The sequence below is a fragment of the Roseovarius halotolerans genome (assembly GCF_900172255.1).
GTDB lineage: Bacteria > Pseudomonadota > Alphaproteobacteria > Rhodobacterales > Rhodobacteraceae > Roseovarius > Roseovarius halotolerans.
Genome location: NZ_FWFU01000005.1, coordinates 1 through 20,467 on the forward strand (window position 1 = coordinate 1; position 20,467 = coordinate 20,467).

General features: G+C 64.6%; 20 protein-coding genes. 6 read left to right on the forward strand and 14 right to left on the reverse strand.

All coding sequences use genetic code 11. The features are described 5' to 3' along the window. On the reverse strand, positions 1-702 hold a 702-nt coding region (locus ROH8110_RS17495; protein WP_139837430.1), incomplete at its 3' end, for an AMP-binding protein. Positions 703-901: 199 nt separating this feature from the next. On the opposite strand from ROH8110_RS17495, the gene ROH8110_RS17500 reads away from it, so the two are divergent. The 6 genes from ROH8110_RS17500 (at position 902) to ROH8110_RS17525 (ending at position 7,259) form a co-directional block, all read left to right on the forward strand. Next, positions 902-2,815 (forward strand): hybrid sensor histidine kinase/response regulator, encoded by a 1,914-nt coding sequence (locus tag ROH8110_RS17500; RefSeq protein ID WP_085819087.1) that lies wholly within the window; start codon positions 902-904, stop codon positions 2,813-2,815. After that, entirely contained in the window at positions 2,812-3,513 is a 702-nt protein-coding gene (locus ROH8110_RS17505) for a response regulator transcription factor (protein WP_085819088.1), read from the forward strand. Before ROH8110_RS17500 ends, ROH8110_RS17505 begins: the two co-directional genes overlap by 4 nt. A gap of 240 nt (positions 3,514-3,753) precedes the next feature. Then, positions 3,754-4,404, forward strand: a complete 651-nt coding sequence (locus tag ROH8110_RS17510) for a histidine phosphatase family protein (protein ID WP_085819089.1) — start codon at positions 3,754-3,756, stop codon at positions 4,402-4,404. A 17-nt stretch (positions 4,405-4,421) separates the two neighbouring features. After that, the gene (locus ROH8110_RS17515) at positions 4,422-5,039 is read left to right on the forward strand and encodes a glutathione S-transferase family protein (protein WP_085819173.1); all 618 of its coding nucleotides are present in this window, start codon (positions 4,422-4,424) and stop codon (positions 5,037-5,039) included. Positions 5,040-5,058: 19 nt separating this feature from the next. Continuing rightward, on the forward strand, positions 5,059-6,114 hold the full coding sequence (locus ROH8110_RS17520) for a saccharopine dehydrogenase (protein ID WP_085819090.1): 1,056 nt from the start codon (positions 5,059-5,061) through the stop codon (positions 6,112-6,114). Between the two features lie 2 nt (positions 6,115-6,116). Continuing rightward, entirely contained in the window at positions 6,117-7,259 is a 1,143-nt protein-coding gene (locus ROH8110_RS17525) for a saccharopine dehydrogenase family protein (protein WP_085819174.1), read from the forward strand. 15 nt (positions 7,260-7,274) lie between these two features. Here ROH8110_RS17525 and ROH8110_RS17530 read toward each other — a convergent pair whose 3' ends face one another. The 13 genes from ROH8110_RS17530 to ROH8110_RS17585 all read right to left on the reverse strand — a co-directional run bounded on the left by ROH8110_RS17530 (position 7,275) and on the right by ROH8110_RS17585 (position 20,467). Further along, a complete protein-coding gene (locus ROH8110_RS17530) occupies positions 7,275-8,594 on the reverse strand; it encodes a glycine cleavage T C-terminal barrel domain-containing protein (RefSeq protein ID WP_085819091.1) in 1,320 nt (439 codons plus the stop codon). 212 nt (positions 8,595-8,806) lie between these two features. Beyond that, positions 8,807-9,133, reverse strand: coding sequence for a DUF3775 domain-containing protein (locus ROH8110_RS17535; protein WP_085819092.1), 327 nt, complete (start codon positions 9,131-9,133; stop codon positions 8,807-8,809). Positions 9,134-9,214: 81 nt separating this feature from the next. Beyond that, positions 9,215-10,060 (reverse strand): urea carboxylase-associated family protein, encoded by an 846-nt coding sequence (locus tag ROH8110_RS17540; protein WP_085819175.1) that lies wholly within the window; start codon positions 10,058-10,060, stop codon positions 9,215-9,217. Positions 10,061-10,130: 70 nt separating this feature from the next. Further along, positions 10,131-10,319: a hypothetical protein gene (locus ROH8110_RS17545; protein ID WP_085819093.1), complete on the reverse strand. Its 189-nt coding sequence runs from the start codon at positions 10,317-10,319 to the stop codon at positions 10,131-10,133. A 64-nt stretch (positions 10,320-10,383) separates the two neighbouring features. Next, on the reverse strand, positions 10,384-10,536 hold the full coding sequence (locus tag ROH8110_RS18775) for a hypothetical protein (protein ID WP_170156474.1): 153 nt from the start codon (positions 10,534-10,536) through the stop codon (positions 10,384-10,386). A 123-nt stretch (positions 10,537-10,659) separates the two neighbouring features. Continuing rightward, positions 10,660-11,367, reverse strand: coding sequence for a ZIP family metal transporter (locus tag ROH8110_RS17550; protein ID WP_085819094.1), 708 nt, complete (start codon positions 11,365-11,367; stop codon positions 10,660-10,662). A 27-nt stretch (positions 11,368-11,394) separates the two neighbouring features. Further along, positions 11,395-12,174: a succinate dehydrogenase iron-sulfur subunit gene (locus ROH8110_RS17555; protein WP_085819095.1), complete on the reverse strand. Its 780-nt coding sequence runs from the start codon at positions 12,172-12,174 to the stop codon at positions 11,395-11,397. A 96-nt stretch (positions 12,175-12,270) separates the two neighbouring features. Further along, a complete protein-coding gene (sdhA, locus tag ROH8110_RS17560) occupies positions 12,271-14,076 on the reverse strand; it encodes a succinate dehydrogenase flavoprotein subunit (protein ID WP_085819096.1) in 1,806 nt (601 codons plus the stop codon). Positions 14,077-14,094: 18 nt separating this feature from the next. Beyond that, positions 14,095-14,466 (reverse strand): succinate dehydrogenase, hydrophobic membrane anchor protein, encoded by a 372-nt coding sequence (sdhD, locus tag ROH8110_RS17565; protein WP_085819097.1) that lies wholly within the window; start codon positions 14,464-14,466, stop codon positions 14,095-14,097. Between the two features lie 14 nt (positions 14,467-14,480). Further along, the gene (gene sdhC, locus ROH8110_RS17570) at positions 14,481-14,864 is read right to left on the reverse strand and encodes a succinate dehydrogenase, cytochrome b556 subunit (RefSeq protein WP_085819098.1); all 384 of its coding nucleotides are present in this window, start codon (positions 14,862-14,864) and stop codon (positions 14,481-14,483) included. A 287-nt stretch (positions 14,865-15,151) separates the two neighbouring features. Then, a complete protein-coding gene (locus ROH8110_RS17575; protein ID WP_085819099.1) occupies positions 15,152-18,352 on the reverse strand; it encodes an efflux RND transporter permease subunit in 3,201 nt (1,066 codons plus the stop codon). Next, positions 18,345-19,328: an efflux RND transporter periplasmic adaptor subunit gene (locus ROH8110_RS17580; protein ID WP_085819100.1), complete on the reverse strand. Its 984-nt coding sequence runs from the start codon at positions 19,326-19,328 to the stop codon at positions 18,345-18,347. Before ROH8110_RS17580 ends, ROH8110_RS17575 begins: the two co-directional genes overlap by 8 nt. A gap of 107 nt (positions 19,329-19,435) precedes the next feature. Further along, positions 19,436-20,467: a MaoC family dehydratase gene (locus ROH8110_RS17585; RefSeq protein ID WP_085819101.1), complete on the reverse strand. Its 1,032-nt coding sequence runs from the start codon at positions 20,465-20,467 to the stop codon at positions 19,436-19,438.

Here is a 20,467-nt window from a genome sequence, read left to right on the forward strand (position 1 = left end):
GGCCAGCACCTCTTCGTCGCGCGACAGCTTGTCGAACTCCGCCGACGAACGCGACGCCTCGATGATATTGCGGTTGGACAACACCACGCCCTTGGGCTTGCCGGTGGTACCCGAGGTATAGAGCATCACGCAGACACTGTCGTAATCCAGCTTTTCACGCCGCGCCTTGAGGTCCTCGATGAACTCCCAATAGGCGGCACGCCCCTGGTCCTGAACCCCGGTGAAGGTGTGCAGCTTGTGATGGTCGTATTTGCGCAGGCCGCGCTGATCGACATAGATCATGTGCTCGAACTGGTGCAACTGGTCCTGCACATCGATCACCTTGTCCACCTGCTCCTGGTCCTCGACCACGGCGAAACGCGCGCCGCAATGTTCCAGCACATAGGCCATCTCTTCGGCGGCGGCATCCTGATAGAGCGGCACCGGAATCGCCCCCACGGATTGCGCGGCCACCATCGACCAGTAGAAATGCGGCCGGTTGCGCCCGATGATCGCGACGAAGTCGCCCTCGTTCACGCCGAGGTTCAGCAAACCCAGCGCAAAGGCCTCGATTTCCTTCTCGGCCTCGGCCCAGGTCCAGCATTGCCAGATCCCGAACTCTTTTTCACGATAGGCGGGCCTTTCGGCGAACTGCCCGGCGTTGCGTTGCAAAAGCGCCGGAATGGAGCCGAGCCCCTCCGCCGCCTGTGACGACTGTGGCAAATTATATCCTCCCCGATGTCCGCTTTGCGAACAAGTTCACCCCGGCACGGTGATTCCTCCTACCCTCCAAGGTGCGGAACCGACGCTCGCGGTCAACTTTTTCGTGATCATTTCGCAATTCTTACGAATTGTAACAGGCTGCCAAACGGCCTTTGCCCCCGCGCGATCCGGTGCTAGCCATTGGCAAGGGGGCATCCCGATGACATCGAAGCACAACGATACCAACGCCATGACGATGGCGGGCCTCAATCTCATTCAGCAGGCCCTGTCGATCTATGACAGCGACCTCAGGCTGGTGGTCTGCAACCAGCGCCTTCGCGAGATGTTCGATCTGCCCCGCTGGCTGGTGACGCCAGGCGCCGATTTCAGGGATACCATCCATTTTCTGGCCACCCGCGGCGATTACGGCGATGTCGGCGATGTCGAGGATTTCGTGCGCACCCGTGTCGAACAGGCCCGCGCCTTCGAGCCCCATTACATGGAGCGCACCCGCGCCAATGGCCGCACCATCAGCGTCGAGGGCACCCCCCTGCCCGAAGGCGGCTGGGTCACGGTCTATACCGACATTACCCGCACCAAGCGCCAGGAGGTGCTGTTGCGCTCGCGCTCCGAGGAACTGTCGGACCAGCTTCTGACCTATTCCGAGGAACTCTCGGCCGCCAACCGCGAGCTTTCGGCAACCATCACCGCGCTCGAGGAGACCAAGCGCCAGCTGACCGCCTCAGAGGCCCGCGCCCGGCTGACCACCGAGATGATGCCCGCCCATATCGCCCATGTCGGGACGGACCGGCGCTATACCTATTCCAACCGCCGCCTCAGCACGGTTCTGCCCGGCGCCTCATCGGATATCGTCGGCCTGCCCATCGAAGACGTGCTCGGCCCGCAGGCCTATACGGCGATCGCGCCACGGCTCGATCTGGCGTTTCGCGGCGAGGCCTCGGTGTTCGAGTTCAACCACGAACCAAGCTCGCGGCGCATCCGCGCGGCATTCACCCCCGATGACAACCAGGGCGGTGTCTATATCCTGTCGATGGACATCACCGAAGAGGCCCAGACCCGCGCCGCCCTGCAACAGACCCGCCGCCGCGAGATCGCCGCGCAGCTGACCAGCGGGCTGGCGCATGACTTCTCGAACCTGCTGACGATCATCCTCGGGATGCAGTCAAAGCTGCAACGCATGGAACCCGCCCCCGGACCGGGCGCGGATGAACTGATCACCGCCACCATCGCGGCGGCGCGGCGCGGCGGCAGCCTTCTGAACCGAATCGCCGACATGACCGGGCGGCGCGAACACCGCCCGGTGCCGACCGACCTCGGCGCATTCCTCGACGAGCTCGAGACGCTGGTGCGCTCGACCCTGCCCGAAGGCGTCAGCCTGTCCATGCGCAACCTGACCGGCGCGCATCCCTTCCTGCTCGATCACGGCATGTTGCAGGATTCGCTTCTGAACCTCGTGCTGAACGCGCGCGACGCCTGCGGCGGCGCCGGACACGTCGAACTGACGGCCACGCGGGTCCAGGATACCTGGCTCGACTTCACGGTCACCGATACCGGCCCCGGCTTTTCCGAACAGGCGCTCTCGCATGCGCTCGACCCGTTCTTCACCACAAAGGGCGGCGAGGGCTCGGGGCTGGGACTGACGATGGTCTATGACATGACCAAGCTCGCAGGCGGCCGCGTGCAGCTAGCGAACGGCGATACCGGCGGGCGCGTCAGCCTGCGCCTCCCCATGCGCCCGGTGCAGGAGACCGGCGCGCCGGGAATGATCCTCCTGGTCGAGGACAGCCCCGATCTGCGCGGGACCGTGCGCGACATGCTGCGCGATGCCGGCCATGCGGTGATCGAGGCCGCCTCGGTCGACGAGGCGCTGGCCCTGCTGGCGGACCTGCCGCAGATCACGGCGCTGCTCTCGGATATCTCGCTTGAAGGCGACAGGACCGGGCTCGACCTCGTGGGGGACTTGCCCAAGGGGCATTGCCCGGCGTATCTGATGACATCGCTGCCCCCCGACGACCCGCTGCATATCGCCGCCCGCAAACGCGCGCCGGTGCTGCGCAAACCCTTCACCGCGGCCCAACTGGCCGCGTTTCTGCAACAGGACCCCGGCCCATGAGCGCGCCCCTTGTCACCATTCTCGATGACGAACCCGCCATCCGCACCATGCTTTCGGACGCGCTGGAGGATGCGGGCTTTCGCACGATGGCTTTCGCGCGCGCCACCGAATTCGAGGCCGCCCTGCGCAGCGCGCGGCCCGACATCTGCCTTGTCGACCTGTCGCTGCCCGACCGCGACGGGCTGACGCTGGTGCACCGGCTGGCGCTCGAACAGGGCGCGACGGTGATCATCATCTCGGGACGCGCCCAGGTGCAGGACAAGGTCACCGGGCTGGAACTGGGCGCGGATGACTACATCATCAAGCCCTTCGACCCCGCCGAGGTGGTGGCCCGCGTGCGCGCCCGCCTGCGCCGCGACAGCGCCACCCCCCAAAGCAGCGAAACCGCGCGCTTCAACGGCTGGGTGGCGCATTTCGACCGCTATGTCATGGAAGACGAAAGCGGCGCGGAAACGCCCTTTTCCCATGCCGAGGGCGAAGTGCTGCGGCTGTTCCTCGAACGTCCCAAACGGCTGATCTCGCGCCAGGCCATGCAGGAGGCCCTTGGCGGCGCGGCCGGCGACAGTTTCGACCGCGCGATGGATGTGCGCATCTCGCGCCTGCGCACCAAGCTGCGCGAAGACCCGCGAAACCCGCGCCTGATCAAGACGATCTACGGCGCCGGTTACATCTTTCTGGGAGATGTCACCTGGGGCTGAGCAGGTCCGGGGGCGCTGCCCCCGCCGCAGCAAGCTGCGACTCCCCCGGGATATTTTTGAACAGAAGAAGGCTGCGCGCGACACTCCCTTCATCTGTTTCCAAATATCCCCCGCCGGAGGCATCCGACCTCTGCGTCCTGGCACGGGCGGCAGAGGGCAAATAATTGCTGCACCCACCTTTCACCCCGTCGCGCGGGGCGCTAACGTGCCGCCGGTAAGCGAACAGCAGGGCGCACCGAATTGGCCGAAATCATCCTTGTGCGGCACGGGCAGGCCAACAGCCATGCCACCGATGAAACGAGTTATGACCACCTTTCGGATCTGGGCCGCGAACAGGCGGCCTGGCTGGGGGCACATATGCGCGCGACCGATCCGCATTTCGACCGGGTGGTCACGGGCACGCTGCGCCGGCAGGCCGATACCGCGCGCGCAATGGGCTATGACATCACCGCCCAGGATGCCCGCCTCAACGAGCTGAGCTACTTCGCGCTGGCCCAGGCGCTGGAGGATCAGCACGGCATCCCGGCGCCGCGCGATCCGACCGAATTCGCCATCCACCTGCCGCAGGTCATCGACCACTGGACCCGCGACACGCTGGAAGGCATTCCCGAGCCGTTCTCGGCCTTCTCGACGCGCATCACCGGGCTGATCGACGAGATCTGCGAGACGCCGGGACGCACGCTTCTGGTCACCTCGGGCGGGGTGATCGGCATGGTCATGCGCCACGCGCTCGGCCTTGGAAACGGCGGCATGGCGCGGATGATGCTGCAGATCATGAACAGCTCGGTGCATCGTCTGGAATATGTCCACGACATGCTGATGGTCGGCGCTTTCAACGCCACGCCCCATCTTGATACGCCCGACCGGGCACATGCTCGCACCTTCGTCTGAAAGGAAACAGGACCATGATGAGATTCTATTACGCCCCCGGCACCATTTCGATTGCCGTCGCCTATGCACTTGAAGATACCGGCGTGAAATACGAGCCGGTCGCGCTCGATTTCAAGGCCGCCGAGCAGAGCAGCGCCGAGTATCTTGCGATCAACCCCAAGGGCCGCGTACCCGCGCTGGTCACGGACCAAGGCATTCTGACCGAAACCGGCGCGATTCTGGACTATCTCGCCACCCTGGTGCCCGACCGCATGCTGGTGCCCGATGATGCATGGCAGGCCGCACAGATGCGCAGCGCAATGTGCTACCTCGGCAGCACCGCGCATGTGAATCACGCGCACAAGCTACGTGGCAGCCGCTGGGCCACCAGGCAGGACTCGTTTGACGACATGACCGCAAGGGTCCCCGAAACCATGGCCGCGACCTGTCGCTTCATGGAAGACAACTGGGCGCTCTCGCCCTTCGTGCTGGGCGAGCGGATGAGCATGGCTGACCCTTATCTTTATTCGGTCTGCACCTGGCTAGAGGGCGACGGCGTCGACATCACCGATTATCCGAAACTGGCCGCCTTCTTCGCGAAGATGAGCGACCGCCCCGCCGCCGCCGCGATGCGCGACAAGGGCTTCACGCGCTGAACCGCCGAAAGGACTCCCGATGACCCATCTCTGGCTTCGCGCCGAACAACGCCCCAACGAGGACCGCACCGGCCTGACACCCGAAGGCGCGGCCAAGCTGATCGCGCAGGGCATTCGCGTCACTGTCGAGGAAAGCCGCAGCCGCATCATCCCGATTGACGGCTACCGTCAGGCGGGCTGCGAGATCGCGCCCGAGAACACCTGGCCCGACGCCCCGCGCGACGCGATCATCTTCGGGCTCAAGGAACTGCCCGATGACGGCACGCCGCTGCCCCATCGCCACATCATGTTCGGCCATGCCTTCAAGGGCCAGCATGCGGGCCGCCGTCTGCTGGAACGGTTCAGGGCCGGTGGCGGCACGCTTTTCGACCTGGAATACCTGGTCGACGAACAGGGCCGCCGGGTCGCCGCTTTCGGCTATTGGGCGGGCTATGCGGGGGCGGCTGTCAGCCTGATGGCCTGGACCGCGCAACAGGCGGGCGAAACCTGCCCTCCCGTGGCCTCCTATCCCAACAAACACGCGCTCCTCGAGGATCTGGCCGGGCGCCTGGACGCCACCGGCCGCGCCCGCCCCGGCGCCATCGTGATCGGCGCGCTTGGACGGGTCGGCACGGGTGCCGCGGATCTCTGCGAGGCGGTGGAGGTGACGACCACCAAATGGGACATGGCCGAAACCGCCTCGGGCGGCCCCTTCCCCGAAATCCTGGCGCATGACATCTTTCTCAACTGCATCTTCGCCCGCCCCGGCACACCGGTTTTCGTCCCCGCCTCGGCGCTTGACAGTAATCGCCGCCTGACCGTCATCGGCGACGTGGCCTGCGACCCCGACAGCGATTACAACCCGGTCCCGGTCTATGATGCCGCAACCACGTGGGATCGCCCGGTGACGCGCGTCCATGACGCACCCCCGCTCGACGTGATGGCGATCGACAACCTGCCCTCGCTCCTGCCGCTGGAATCCTCACAGGATTACGCAGCACAGCTTCTGCCCTCGCTGCTCTCATTGGGGCAGCCCGACCAGGGTGTCTGGGCGCGTGCGCGGGCCACATTCAACGACCATATGAAGGAGGTATGACCATGACCATTCACTGGTGCGGAACCGGCCTTTCGGCCATCCCCGGCCTGCGCCGCCTGATCGAGGCAGGCCATGACGTGACCGTCTGGAACCGGACGACCGACAAGGCAAAGCAGGCGGTCGGCGACCTGACCGACAACATCCATGCATTCGATATCGATGCGCTTGGCGCGACGCTGGCCAAGGGCGATCTGGTGGTGTCGATGCTGCCCGGCGACTGGCATGTGCCGCTGGCGGAACTCTGCATCGAGAAGGGCGCGAATTTCGTCTCCTCCTCCTATATCGCCCCCGAGATGCGCGCGCTTGACGACAAGGCCCGCGAGGCCGGCGTGGCCTGCGTCAACGAAGTCGGGCTCGATCCGGGGATCGACCACCTGATGGCGCATCACCTCGTCGCCGAGTATCGCGACTCGGACGCCTATCACCCGGCCAATGACCTCAGCTTCACATCCTATTGCGGCGGCGTTCCCAAGCACCCCAACCCCTTCCGCTACAAGTTCAGCTGGTCACCGCTTGGCGTGCTCAAGGCGCTGCGCTCGCCCTCGCGCTCGATCCGCGATTATTCGGAGCTCAACGTCACCCGGCCCTGGGATGCGCTCTCCAGCTACACCGCGCCCCTGCCAACGCCCGAAACCTTCGAGGTCTACCCGAACCGCGATTCGGTGCCCTTCATCGAGGATTACCGCTTTGATCCGGCCTGGCAGATCAAGGAATTCGTACGCGGCACGCTCAGGCTCAATGGCTGGTCCGATGCCTGGTCCGACATTTTCCGCGAGATCGAGACCCTCGAAGGCCCCGCGGGCGATGCCAGGCTCAAGGAAATGTCCGACCAGTTCTGGCAGGACCACGCCTATGACGAGGACGAACCCGACCGCGTCATCATGTGCGTCTCGCTCAAGGCCGAGCGTGAGGGCAAGGTGGTCTGGCACAAGACCTACGTGATGGATGCATGGGGCGACGAACGCGGCACGGCGATGGCGCGGCTTGTCTCGATCCCGGTATCGCTGGCGGTCGAGGCGGTGATGAACCGCGAGATCCCAGCCGGTGTCCACCCCGCGCCGCATGACCCCCGCCTGATCGACCGCTTCCTCGGCGAGGTCGACAAGCTGGCGCAGCATCTTCAGGTGGTCGATCACACCGCCTGACGACGCGCAACGCGATCATTCCGCCCCGTTGCGCCCTGCCGCGCGCGCCTGCTCGCGCGCGCTTGGATGGGCCGAGGGGCGGAACGGCACCTTTACCACTTCTGCCGCCACCGGCTGCCCGGATTGCGCCGTATAGCGTGCGGGCAGTTCCACCAGGCATGTCGTGCCGAGCTCCGTCATGTCCCAGGGGACATAGCCAAGCGCGATGTTGCATTCCAGCTCAGGTGACCACCAGGGCGATGTGACATAGCCCGCCCGCCTGCCGTCTGGCCGCGCGATCAGCCAGAAATCGGGCGCGTAATCGGTGATCGGCGCGCCACCCATCTTCACCCCCACCAGCTTGAGGTCAAAGGGGTAGTCGCCCGCCTCGATCCTGTCGCGCTGCGCCTCGAGCGCGGCGCGACCGATGTAATCCGCCTCTTTCTTGCGCGGCACCTGATAGGCCAGGTTGACCTGGAACGGCGAGGTCTCGGCGTCCATGTCCTGCCCCCATGACAGGATTCCCGCCGCGATCCGGCGGTGATGCGCGGGTGCAATCACCCGCAGGCCGAACCGCGCGCCATGTCCCAGAACCGCATACCACATGGCCTCGGCATTGAGCGTGGCGTCGCGCAGATAGATCTCGTAACCCTTCTCGCCGGAAAACCCGGTCTGGCTGACCAGCACCGAACAGCCCGCCAGCTCGCTTTCCATCAGCTCGTAATAGCGCAGCTCGCGGATAGATTCGCCGAACATGTCGACCATCAGGTCCTCGGATAGCGGCCCCTGCACCTGCACCGGCGCGACGTCGATCTCGTCGATCTCGACATCGTGGCCAAGACCCACGTTCAGCCCCTGCAACCACATGCCCAGATCGCTGTCCGAGATCGAGAACCAGAACTCGTCCTCTGCCAGCCTCAGCAGCACCGGATCGTTGAGGATGCCGCCCCGCTCGTTGCAAAGGATGGTGTATTTGCCATGCATCGGCGCGATCTTGCTGGCGTCGCGCGTGATGACCCGGTTCACGAAGGCCTCGGCATCGGGGCCGCGCACCCGAATCTGGCGCTCTACCGCGACGTTCCACAGCGTGACGCGATTGACCAGCGCGTCATACTCGGCCATCGCGCCACCATCCTCGGGGCGCACATAGCCGCGCGGGTGATACATGCGGTTATAGACTTCGGCGCGCCAGCAGCCTGCCTCGATGGACATATGCCAGAACGGCGATTTGCGCACCCGTGTCGAGATCAGCATCTGAACGGGCGTTGGTCCGGATTGTCTGAGGTTGATCGGCACCAGCCTGTCCGACTGCGCCACACCCGGCACGTTGGGATGAAACCTGTCGCTTTCGCTCATGGTCCTGCCCTCCCGCCTTTCGGTCAAGATCGCAGCTTCAGTCTGACAGACCACCCCATCCCGAGTCGAGAGCACGCCCCGGCGCCGCCATCACATCGGCTTGAAGGCGCCTGCGCGCCGGCATCCGCACCGACGCGATACCGACGTGATACAGACATCTTGCCGATGCCGGTTTCAGACGTGAAATCAGATGGTTGAGACCGCTCGCCCCGTCAGCCCCGGCGCATCAGGTCGTCTTCCTCGTCGACGATGGAAATCCCCAGTTCGTCCAAACCGTTCTCCAGGTGATCCGACAGATGCGGCGTGCCCAGCAGGTAATCCGCCGTCGGCGTCGACGCCGATGACATCGCCGTCTGCTTGGCCTCTTCCAGATCGTCGGCGGTGAAACTCTCGCGTCCGATCCACATCAACGCCACAAGGCTGGCCTGTTCCTCTTCGCTCAGCCGGTCGATGAAGCCGCGCAGCTCGGGCTCGGCGCGATCCAGTTCGCGCGCCATCAGCACCACCTGCGCAATCTTGTATGTGCTTATATCCAGCATGGTCCGTCTCCTGTTCGCATGACCCGCGCCAGATTGGGTCAAGCCCTCTGCCTCGTCTTTGATCTTACGCAAGATCGCGCATCAGCGTCCGTGGCTGCGATCATAACCATTCACCGGCGGCGACGACCAGCCCTCAAGCGCATCTTCTTCCGGTGCGAATATCTCGATCAGCAGCGGGTGACAGACCGCCGCGTCGCTGGTGTGCTCGGCCGAACAATCCCCGCCGGGACAGGCGCTGAGCGCGCCCAGAAGATCGATTTCCGCCATGAATTCAAGGTAATCGCCGGGGCGCACGGGGCTGGCCTTCATGAAATACTGCCCGGTATCGCGGGTGAACCCGGTGCACATGAAGACATTGAGAACGTCATGCACATGCGGCTCCGCCTCCTGCAGGCTCAGCCCGGTCGCATCGGCCAGCGCGCGTGTCAGGTTGGAATGGCAGCAATGGTGATACTGGACATTGCTCAGCAGGTTGCCGGTATAGGGATCGCAGCGCGTGCCGATCACGTCATGCACCGAACCGCCGAATCCGTCGATCCCGTACCAGTCCAGCGTATCGCCGGTGATCGTCGCCATCGGGCGCAGATAGGGAAAGCAGGACCACATCCGCTCGCCGGTGCTGAGATGCGTGCCATGCAGCGCGCGCGTCTTGCCCGAATAGAACCGTTCGGAAAGATCATGCGCATTCCAGAGGTTCAGGTCGCCCACCTGCGGCCCGCCAACCGATGTGATCCTGAAGAACTGCCCCGCCTCCACCCGGAAGGCCGCAGCATCGCGGGGCTCCGCCAGCACCTCGCCCACCTTGCGCGCGCCTTCGCGCGCAGCGGCATAAAGCGCCATGTCGGGCCTGGGCAGGGTTTCGTTGGGATAGCAGATCACAGGGGCGACGGCGCGCCGCGCTTCGGCATCTTCAGGGGCTTTGGTCATGGCCTGTCCTTCTTGTCCATCTGCCACCACATGGTCCCACCAGAAGGATTTTTTCAAGTGCGCGCGCGGATCACTTGAAACGAAGGCAGTCGCGCGGCGCCCTGTCGCCAACCGTCTCCGCCCCGCAATAGGCGCAGCGCCACACGCCCCGGCCGCGGTCCTGCCGCCAGCGGCAGTTCCGTGTCAGGGTGGTGGTCTGGTGACGCCAAAGGAAATAGATGACGACACCGACCAGAAGAATAAGCAGGATGACGAACATTCACAGGTCCCGGCAGTTTCCGGGACCCGTCCTAGCGCAAAGCGGTGCGGCTTGAAACCAGGTGTCAGGCCGCGCGATGATACAGAAACAGCCCTTCGTCTTCGGCAGGGCCTGCCGTCACCGGCAGCGGTTCGTCATCGTAATAGGCCCATGCCTGCTCCAGCAGCTTCAAGGCCTCCTCTGCGGTGGTCTTCGGGGTTTGGGCTTGCGGTGTCATAGGTCACTCCAGATCGTAAAGTGCCTCCCTGCCATGAATAATAGGCGCGAACCGCGTCCGTGACATCCCACAATAATGCATGTGAGCAATGCTCATGCCGCAACGCAGCAATCGCGCGGCACCTCAGATCAGAAGATGTCCGGCCAATCCCAGCGTAAACCCCATGACCGCGCCAAGCGGCGGCGACCAGTGGTGGCGTTCATGCGCATCCGGGGCGATGTCCTGAAAAATGATGTAAAGAATACCACCCGCCGCGAACATCATGATCACACCCAGCACCGCAGGCATCTGCGACAGGAAGGCAAACCCCAGTGCCGCACAGACCGGTCCCAACAGGGCCAGCCCGGCAAACAGCAGCACGATCCGCCTCGCTGAAGGCCGCGCGCCGCCCTTCATGATGTCACGAAACGCGGCAAAGCCCTCGGGCAGATTCTGCAAAAAGATCAGCGCCGCCAACAGCGCCGCCGTGCCCGCTTCGGCCGTCAGCACCGCACCCAGCGCCATTGCCTCGGGCAGGTAATCCAGCAACATGGCCAGCAATTGCGCCCCGTGTCCGCCCCGGCGCTCGAGCCTTCGGTCAACCAGGTAGAACACCAGCCCGCCACCCGCGAACGCAGCCAGCGCGGCGGCAGGCGGCAGGGCATCGCTGCCCTCGGGCACCAGCACCAGCGCAATCGCCGCCAGGAGGGCGCCACCGCCGAATGCGACGATCCAGTGGACCGCCGGGGCGCTCAGGACGCGCCCGAACCGCGACATGCCCAGCATCGCCCCAAGCGGGATCGCCACGCCCGCCGCCAGCGACAGGATCAGGGCCGCCCAGAGACCGCCCATCAGGTCACGTCATTTCCCATCACGCCCTCAGACAGCGCGTTCGACCATCAGTTTCTTGATCTCGGCGATGGCCTTGGCGGGGTTGAGCCCCTTGGGACAGGTCTTGGTGCAGTTCATGATCGTGTGGCAGCGATAGAGCTTGAACGGATCTTCCAGATCGTCCAGCCGCTCGCCCGTGGCCTCGTCGCGGCTGTCGATGATCCAGCGATAGGCATGCAACAGAGCCGCCGGTCCAAGATACTTGTCGCCGTTCCACCAATAGCTGGGGCAGGCTGTCGAGCAGCTGGCGCACATCACGCATTCGTAAAGGCCGTCCAGCTTTTCGCGGTCCTCGATCGACTGCCGCCATTCCTTGGCGGGGCGGTTCGTCTTGGTCTCCAGCCACGGCATGATGCTGGCATGCTGAGCGTAGAAATGGGTCAGGTCCGGGATCAGGTCTTTGACCACCGGCATATGCGGCAGCGGATAGATCTTCACGTCACCCTTGATCTCGTCCATGCCATAGATACAGGCCAGCGTGTTGATCCCGTCGATATTCATCGCGCAGGAGCCGCAGATCCCCTCGCGACATGACCGCCGGAAGGTCAGCGTCGGGTCGATCTTGTTCTTGATGTAGATAAGCGCATCCAGAACCATCGGCCCGCAATCGTCCATGTCGACGAAGTAGGTGTCGACGCTGGGATTGTCGCCCTCGTCCGGGTTCCAGCGATAGATCTGGAACTTGCGCAGGTTGCTCGCGCCCTCCGGCTTGGGCCAGGTCTTGCCCCGGATCATGCGCGAATTCTTGGGGAGTCTGAGTTGAACCATTCTTCTCTCCTGTTCAGGCGGCGCGCGCCTTGCCGCAAGGCTGTCGCCTCGTGGCATCTTTCGTTCCCTGCGCCTTGATGCGCATGTGGCAAGCCATCAGAATGTCCGTTCCTTCGGCGCGATCTTCTTGAGGCTGATCCCGCCTTCCTTCTCGGTCGAAAGCGGCGCCTCGATCACCGGGCGGTATTCCAGGCTGGTCTTGTTGCCCTCCACCCGCGCGATCGTATGCACCCGCCATGCCTTGTCGTCGCGCTCGGGGAAGTCCTCGTGCGCATGGGCACCGCGGCTTTCCTGGCGCGCCTCGGCGCCGGTGATCGTCGCCAGCGCGTTCGGCATGAGGTTGGTCAGTTCCAGCGTCTCCATCAGGTCCGAGTTCCACACCAATGAGCGATCGGTGACCTTGAGATCATCCAGCTTGCCGGCGATCTCGCCCATCTTCTTGACGCCCTCGGCCAGGGTCTTGGATGTGCGGAACACGGCGGCGTCTTCCTGCATGGTCTTCTGCATCTCGAGCCGCAGGTCAGCAGTCGCCACCGCGCCATCGGCATGGCGCAGCCCGTCGAAGCGATCGAGCGCCTTGTCCACCTGGCCCGTGTTGGTCTCGGGGACCGCGCTTTCGGCGTCCACGACCTTGCCCGCGCGAATCGCGGCGGCGCGCCCGAACACCACGAGGTCGATCAGCGAGTTCGAACCAAGGCGGTTCGCCCCGTGAACACTGGCGCAGCCCGCCTCGCCCACGGCCATCAGGCCCGGCACGATGTTGTTGGGGTCTTTCGCGGTGGGGTTCAGAACCTCGCCCCAGTAGTTCGTCGGGATGCCGCCCATGTTGTAATGCACGGTCGGCAGCACCGGGATCGGCTCCTTGGTCACGTCGACGCCCGCGAAAATGCGTGCGCTTTCCGAGATACCCGGCAGGCGCAGTTGCAGCGCCTCCTTGGGCAGGTGGCTCAGGTTCAGGTGGATATGGTCGCCATGCGTGCCCACACCCCGGCCCTCGCGGATCTCCATCGTCATCGAGCGGCTGACATAGTCGCGCGGCGCAAGGTCCTTGTAGTTGGGCGCATAGCGCTCCATGAACCGCTCGCCTTCCGAGTTGGTCAGGTAACCGCCCTCACCGCGCGCGCCTTCGGTGATCAGGCAGCCCGAGCCGTAAATGCCGGTGGGGTGGAACTGCACGAACTCCATATCCTGAAGCGGCAGCCCCGCGCGCGCCACCATCCCGCCACCGTCGCCGGTGCAGGTATGTGCGCTTGTGGCACTGAAATAGGCGCGCCCGTAGCCGCCCGTGGCCAGCACGACCATCTTGGCGTTGAACACGTGGATCGTGCCGTCATCCAGCTTCCAGCAGACCACGCCGGTGCAGGCGCCGTCATCGCTCATGATCAGGTCGATGGCAAAATATTCGATATAGAACTCGGCCTTCTGCTTGAGGCTCTGTCCGTAAAGCGTGTGCAGGATCGCGTGGCCGGTCCGGTCCGCGGCGGCGCAGGTGCGCTGCACCGGCGGGCCTTCGCCGAACTCGGTCGTATGACCGCCAAAGGGACGCTGATAGATCTTGCCCTCTTCGGTGCGCGAGAACGGCACCCCGTAATGTTCGAGCTCATAGACCGCCTTGGGCGCCTCGCGGGCAAGGTATTCCATCGCGTCCGTGTCGCCCAGCCAGTCGCTGCCCTTCACGGTGTCATACATGTGCCACTGCCAGTGGTCCGGCCCCATGTTGCTGAGCGATGCGGCGATCCCGCCCTGTGCCGCAACCGTATGCGAACGCGTCGGGAACACCTTGGTCACACAGGCTGTGCGCAACCCCTGTTCGGCCATGCCCAGCGTGGCTCGCAGCCCCGCGCCGCCAGCCCCGACGACAACCACGTCGTAATCATGTGTCTCGTATTCGTAAGCAGCCATTGCTTGAAAACTCCGGGGTTAGAGAGCCAGTTTGACGACAGCGAACATGCCCGTGGCCATCAGGCCATAGGACAGCACGGTCACACCGATAATCAGGATCTTGCGGGTCATCCCGCGCGAGTAATCCTCGATCAGGGTCTGCGCGCCCCTGCGGAAATGCTGAAGCCCGACATAAAGCACCAGCAATGTCAGGATCGCCATCGCCGGATGCGCGAACACCGCGCTGACTTCGTCATGGGTGCCGCCGATGGTGCGACCCAGCACGAACAGGAACATCGGAACGATCAGCGCCAGGCCGACGGCGCTGACGGTCATGTACCAGTGATGCTCGGTTCCGCTACGGGCGGCGCCAAGGCCCTCGGCGCGCTTGCGTGCGGTCAGAAAACGCATGGCTGGCCTCCCTTTCAGATGATGATCAATGTGATGACGGTCAGAACGACCGAACCGATGACGCAGGCCCAGCCCAGAAGCTCGGCGGTGGGAATGTCCAGCCCCTTGCCGGCGTCATAGTAAAGATGCCGCAACCCGGCCAGGTAGTGATACCAGATCGCCCAGAGCGACAGCGTCAGCACAAGGTCGCCGAACCACGAGGTCACGACCCGGTCCGCCAGCGCGAAATATTCCGGCCCCGTCGCCGCGGCCAGCAGCCACCAGATGATCAGGCCGAAGCCGACGATCAGCGCATTGCCGGTCAGCCGCGTCAATATCGAGGTGATCGAGGTAAGTTGCGGGCGATAGACTTGCAGATGAGGTGAAAGCGGGCGGTCGCCCCGGTTCACGTCGGCCATGGTCGGTCCCTTCGTTTTCGTCTGCCTGCGCATGGCCCGCCCTTGCGGGCCGCGTCGGTTCACGGGTATCTTTTAGCGCCCCAGATGTTTTTGCACAGCCCCAATCACCGGAATCTTCCGGCATTTCGAGGCATAAACCCCCATTTGTGATCACATCATTTATCGCGTGATCACAAAACCTTGGCCAGCGGCCGCCTTTTGAGAGCGATCATCCCCGCAAGAGAGACTCAGCCCCCTCCTCCCGCAAGGTCGGTCAGCAACGTGCATCCGTGATCACAAAAGCCCTTTCAGGTCTTGAACACACGGTAGATCGCAGGAATCACCAGCACTGTCAGCAAGGTGGACGATATCAGGCCGAAGAACAATGACAGTGCCAGCCCCTGAAAGATCGGATCGGCCAGGATCACCGCCGCCCCGATCATCGCCGCCAGCGCCGTCAGCAGGATCGGCCTGAACCGGATCGCCCCGGCCTCGATCAGGATCTCCTGCATGGTCTTGCCCTCGGGGTCGGTGTGGCGGATGAAATCCACCAGCAGGATCGAGTTGCGCACGATGATCCCCGCCAGCGCGATGAACCCGATCATCGACGGCGCCGAAAAGGGCGCGCCCCACAGCCAGTGACCCACCATGATGCCGATAAAGGTCAGCGGCACCGGCATCAGGATCACCAGCGGCACCCGGAACGACCCGAACTGTGCCACCACCAGGATATATATGCCAAGGATCGCCACCCCGAAGGCCGCGCCCATGTCGCGGAAAGTGACGAAAGTGACCTCCCATTCGCCATCCCACAAAAGCGTCACGCCGCTTTCGTCCTCGGGCTGGCCATTCATGGCGATGCGGGGTTTCTGGCCCTCGGGCCAGTCCATCGCGTCGATCTTGTCGGCCACGGCCAGCATCCCGTAAAGCGGCGCCTCGAAATCCCCGGCCAGTTCAGCCGTCACCATCTCGAGGTTGCGCCCGTTGCGCCGGAAGATCGGGTATGAGGCCTCTTCGTCCTGCACCTGCACCACGTCGCCCAGTTCCACCACGCCGCGCGCGCCGGGCAGCACATTGGCCGGGATCGGTGTGGACAGGAAGCGCTGGTCGACCACCCGGTCGCCCTTGGCCCGTGCCACCGTCAGGGGGATCGGGTCGCGCCCCTCGCCGCGATGCGAATAGCCCACGACGGTCTGACCGTTGAGAATTTCCAGCGTGTCGAACACATCGCCTTCCTGCACGCCGAAGAACTCCAGGTCGTCGCTGGAAATCGTTACCCGCTGGCGACGCGGCTGTTCGCCGAAACTGTCATCGACATCGACGATGAAAGGCACCTCCTCGAAGGCGCCGCGCAACTTGCTGGCCACCTCGCGGCGGGTTTCGGCATCGGGGCCATAGATCTCGGCCAGCAGCGTCGCCAGAACCGGCGGGCCGGGCGGCGGCTCGACAGTCTTCAAGACCGTGCCCTCGGGCAGGTCCAGCCCCGTCAGCCGTTGGCGCAGGTCCAGCGCGATGTCGTGGCTGGTGCGCTCACGCGCGCCCTTGGGCGCCAGCATGATCTGCACATCGCCCTGTTCGGGCATGGATCGCAGATAGTAGTGCCGCACGAGACCGTTGAAATTGAAGGGGGCAGCGGCACCGGCATGGGTCTGCGCCTCGATCACCTCGGGCAGGTCCATCGCCTTCTGCGCCACCTGCTGCATCACCGCGTCCGTCGCCTCGACCGATGCGCCCTCGGGCAGATCCACGACCACCGACAGTTCCGATTTGTTGTCGAAGGGCAGCAGCTTGACCGTCACGTCCTTGGTATAAAGCAGCCCGAGCGAACCGAAGGACACCAACACCGTCACCGCCAGGAACAGACCGCTGCGCGCCTTGGTCGCTAGGATCGGCACCGCCACCCGGCGGTAGATCCGGCCCAGACGGCCCTCGCCCTCTTCGTGGTGATCACTGCCACCCCGGCCCGCCACCTTCACCATCAGCCATGGCGTCACCATCACCGCCACGAAGAACGAGAAAATCATCGCCGCCGAGGCATTGGCCGGAATCGGGCTCATATACGGCCCCATGAGGCCGGACACGAACAGCATCGGCAAAAGCGCCGCGACCACGGTCAGCGTGGCGACGATGGTGGGGTTGCCCACCTCCGCCACCGCGTCGATCGCCGCCTGAATCCGGCTCTTGCCGCGATCCAGTTGCCAGTGCCGCGCGATATTCTCGATCACGACAATGGCGTCGTCGACCAATATGCCGATGGAAAAGATCAACGCGAACAGCGAGACGCGGTTGAGCGTGTATCCCATGATCCAGGCCGCGAACAGCGTCAGCAGGATCGTCATCGGGATGACCACCGCCACCACGATGCTTTCGCGCCAGCCGATCGACAGCCAGACCAGCGCGATGATCGACACCGTGGCCAGCGCCAGGTGGAACAGCAGCTCGTTGGCCTTCTCATTGGCGGTTTCGCCATAATCCCGCGTCACCGACAGCGCCACGCTTTCGGGGATCAGCTCGCCCTCCAGCATGTGAACCCGGTGCAGGATCTCTTCGGCCACCACCACGGCATTCGCGCCCGCCCGCTTGGCCAGCGCCAGCGTCACGGCAGGGGCGCGATGCAGGTCGCCCGCCGCGTCGCGGGTGACATTGGCGACGTAATGCTCGGACATATCGGGCACGAAGGCGATGTCGGCCACGTCCCCCACATAGACGGGCCGCCCGTCGCGCGTGGTCAGCAGCAGGCTCGCGATCTCCGCAGGGCCGGTCAGGGTCTCACCCGCGATCAGGTCGATCTGCGCGCCGCCATCTCGCACCTGCCCGGTGCGAAAGGCCCGGTTGGCACTTTGCACCTTGCCGGCAAGCTGTTGCAGGGTCACCCCATGCATCGCCAGCCTTTCGGGATCGGGCGCGATGCGGATCGCCTCCTGCGCCTCGCCTGTCAGATAGGTCAGGCCGACATCCTCGATCTTGGTCAGTTCACCGCGCAACGCCCGCGCGATGCGTGTGAGATCATAGGACGACACCTCGTGCCCCGGCTTGCCCGAAAGGGTCAGCGTCACGATGGCAACATCGTTGATCCCGCGCCCGACGATCAACGGCTCGGGGATCCCCACCGGAATGCGGTCGAGGTTTGCGCGCACCTTTTCATGCACCCGCAGAATCGCCGCATCCGCCGATGTCCCCGCCTCGAACCTCGCGGTCACCATCGCCCCGTCATCGCGTGTCTGGGAATAGACATGCTCGACATCGTCGATGGCCTGCACGATGTTCTCCATCGGCTCGCTCACCAGCTGCACCGCATCCTCGGCGGTCAGCCCCGAGGCGCTGATATGAATATCCACCAGCGGCACGGAAATCTGCGGCTCTTCCTCGCGCGGCAGGCTGACAAGCGCGATCAGCCCCACGGCCAGCGCAGCCAGGATCAGAAGCGGAGTCAGCGGCGAGGCGATAAACGCGCGTGTCAGCCCCCCGGCCAGCCCCAGGCCGCGGCCGCTTTCGCCCCGATCATTCATGTCCGGTCACCACCACGTCGCCGGGCCTGAGACCCGTCAGGATCTCGACCATCGCGGCCCCATCCACATCATGCACCGGCCCCGGCACGACGCTGCGCAGTACCGTGTCGCCCTCATGCGCGACGTTCAGGAAATCGAGGCCCGCGCGCGTGATCAGCGCATCTTTCGGCACCATCAGGGCCTGATGCTCACCGACCGGCAGGCGGACCAGCACCCGCGCATCCACGAAACGCGCGCTCAGCCCCTCGACCTCGACATCGGCGATCACGCGCCCGTTCTCGATCAGTGGATAGATCTTGGCCAGCCGCCCCTCGTGGGCACCTTCCGGCCCTTCGATCCGGATCGCGTCGCCCTCGACCAGCGCTGTTGCATGGCGCTCGGGCACGGCAAGGCGCAGGAACACGCCGCCACCGCCCAGCGTCGCGATCGTCTGGCCCGGCGTCACCACTGCGCCCGTCGTCACCGGCACATCCAGAACCACGCCGCCAAGCGGCGCATGGATCGCGCCCTCGGCCACCTGCTGTTCGATCACGTGCCGGTCGGCCTGCGCCGCCGCGATCTCGTTGGTGATCACATCGACCTGCGTGCGCAGCGAATCCAGCCGCTGCACCGTGGTCACGCCACGTTGCAGCAATTCCTCGCCGCGGGCCAGCTCGGCCTCGGCATTCTCAAGCCGCGATTGCGCCGCCTGTATCTGTGCGTCGATGGCGCGCAGCTGGAAATCCTGCTTGGCGTCCACCACCCGGCCCAATTGGTCGCCGCTTTCGACACGGTCGCCCTCGGCCACCAGCAATTCCTCGAGCGTCCCGCCCAGACGGGCGCGTGCCGGAACCCGGTCGCGGGTCTCGACCCGTCCGTAAACCGCCTTCCAGTCGGTGACGGTCACCGGTTCGATGACAAGGTCAGCTGCCACTCCCGGCGAGGCCAGGAGGAAGATCGACGCGATCACCCGCAAGGCGGGCCATTTCATGGGCATGGGTTTGCTCCGACAGCAAGGACAGTTGCGCGAACATAGTCATTCACATTCTAAAAACAATATGTGATTGACCGCGACCGCGCCGAATGTGCCCCGCGCCACCTGGCTCAAACGGGGATCAACGCCCAGTAATCCAGGTCCAGCATCACATGAGGCAGATATTTACCATCATCGCCCTTGCGTGTGAACGGCTCTCCGCCCTTGGTCGCGACCAGCCGCAACCGGATCGCGCCAACGCCGGGGGCCGGGGTTTCGGCCTTGTCCAGCACCTCGGACCAGGCCCGGATCGTATCTCCGCCATAGCAGGGATTCGCATGCGCACCGCCATTCAGCCCGACGATCATCTGCGCATTGGCCAAACCGTTGAAGCTGAGCGCGCGCGCCATCGAGATCACATGCCCGCCATAGATCAGGCGGCGGCCATCCTCACGCGCGGTCACGTCGAAATGCACCTTGGCCGTGTTCTGCCAAAGGCGCGTGGCCATCATGTGCTCCGCCTCCTCGACGGTCACGCCATCGACATGGTCGATCAGCTCGCCCACCTCGTAATCGCCCCAGCGATGCGGCTCGCCCGCCAGCGTGAAATCGTAATCCGAGAAATCCAGCCCCTCGGGCACCACAAGGTCACTCGCCTCCAGCGCGGGCTTGAGCTCGGGGATCAGTGTTTCGGGCGCGGGGGCGTCCATGTCATGCTTGCGCACCATGACCCAGCGGACGTAATCCATCACCACTTCGCCGCGCTGGTTCTCGCCGCGCGTGCGCACCCAGACCACGCCGGATTTCCCATTGGAATTCTGCTTGAGCCCGATCACCTCGGAGGTGGAGCGCAGCGTATCCCCAGGCCACACCGGCTTCAGCCAGCGCCCCTCGGCATAACCAAGATTGGCCAGCGCGTTCAGGGACACGTCCGGCACCGTCTTGCCGAAGACCACATGGAACGCCGCCAGATCATCAAGCGGGCTTGCAGGCAGACCGCACCGGCGTGCGAACTCATCCGATGAATAAAGCGCATGACGCGCCGGATAGAGCGCGTGATAAAGCGCGCGCTCGCCCCCAGATACGGTGCGCGGCACCGCATGCTCGATCACGTCGCCAACGCGGTAATCCTCGAAGAAGCGGCCCGGATTGGTCTTGGCCAT

Coding starts and splice junctions, on each gene's coding strand:
- ROH8110_RS17500 (WP_085819087.1), top strand. CDS start 902: ATGACATCGAAGCACAACGATACCAACGCCATGACGATGGCGGGCCTC.
- ROH8110_RS17505 (WP_085819088.1), top strand. CDS start 2,812: ATGAGCGCGCCCCTTGTCACCATTCTCGATGACGAACCCGCCATCCGC.
- ROH8110_RS17515 (WP_085819173.1), top strand. CDS start 4,422: ATGAGATTCTATTACGCCCCCGGCACCATTTCGATTGCCGTCGCCTAT.
- ROH8110_RS17520 (WP_085819090.1), top strand. CDS start 5,059: ATGACCCATCTCTGGCTTCGCGCCGAACAACGCCCCAACGAGGACCGC.
- ROH8110_RS17525 (WP_085819174.1), top strand. CDS start 6,117: ATGACCATTCACTGGTGCGGAACCGGCCTTTCGGCCATCCCCGGCCTG.
- ROH8110_RS17530 (WP_085819091.1), bottom strand. CDS start 8,594: ATGAGCGAAAGCGACAGGTTTCATCCCAACGTGCCGGGTGTGGCGCAG.
- ROH8110_RS17535 (WP_085819092.1), bottom strand. CDS start 9,133: ATGCTGGATATAAGCACATACAAGATTGCGCAGGTGGTGCTGATGGCG.
- ROH8110_RS17540 (WP_085819175.1), bottom strand. CDS start 10,060: ATGACCAAAGCCCCTGAAGATGCCGAAGCGCGGCGCGCCGTCGCCCCT.
- ROH8110_RS17545 (WP_085819093.1), bottom strand. CDS start 10,319: ATGTTCGTCATCCTGCTTATTCTTCTGGTCGGTGTCGTCATCTATTTC.
- ROH8110_RS18775 (WP_170156474.1), bottom strand. CDS start 10,536: ATGACACCGCAAGCCCAAACCCCGAAGACCACCGCAGAGGAGGCCTTG.
- ROH8110_RS17550 (WP_085819094.1), bottom strand. CDS start 11,367: ATGGGCGGTCTCTGGGCGGCCCTGATCCTGTCGCTGGCGGCGGGCGTG.
- ROH8110_RS17555 (WP_085819095.1), bottom strand. CDS start 12,174: ATGGTTCAACTCAGACTCCCCAAGAATTCGCGCATGATCCGGGGCAAG.
- sdhA (WP_085819096.1), bottom strand. CDS start 14,076: ATGGCTGCTTACGAATACGAGACACATGATTACGACGTGGTTGTCGTC.
- sdhD (WP_085819097.1), bottom strand. CDS start 14,466: ATGCGTTTTCTGACCGCACGCAAGCGCGCCGAGGGCCTTGGCGCCGCC.
- sdhC (WP_085819098.1), bottom strand. CDS start 14,864: ATGGCCGACGTGAACCGGGGCGACCGCCCGCTTTCACCTCATCTGCAA.
- ROH8110_RS17575 (WP_085819099.1), bottom strand. CDS start 18,352: ATGAATGATCGGGGCGAAAGCGGCCGCGGCCTGGGGCTGGCCGGGGGG.
- ROH8110_RS17580 (WP_085819100.1), bottom strand. CDS start 19,328: ATGCCCATGAAATGGCCCGCCTTGCGGGTGATCGCGTCGATCTTCCTC.
- ROH8110_RS17585 (WP_085819101.1), bottom strand. CDS start 20,467: ATGGCCAAGACCAATCCGGGCCGCTTCTTCGAGGATTACCGCGTTGGC.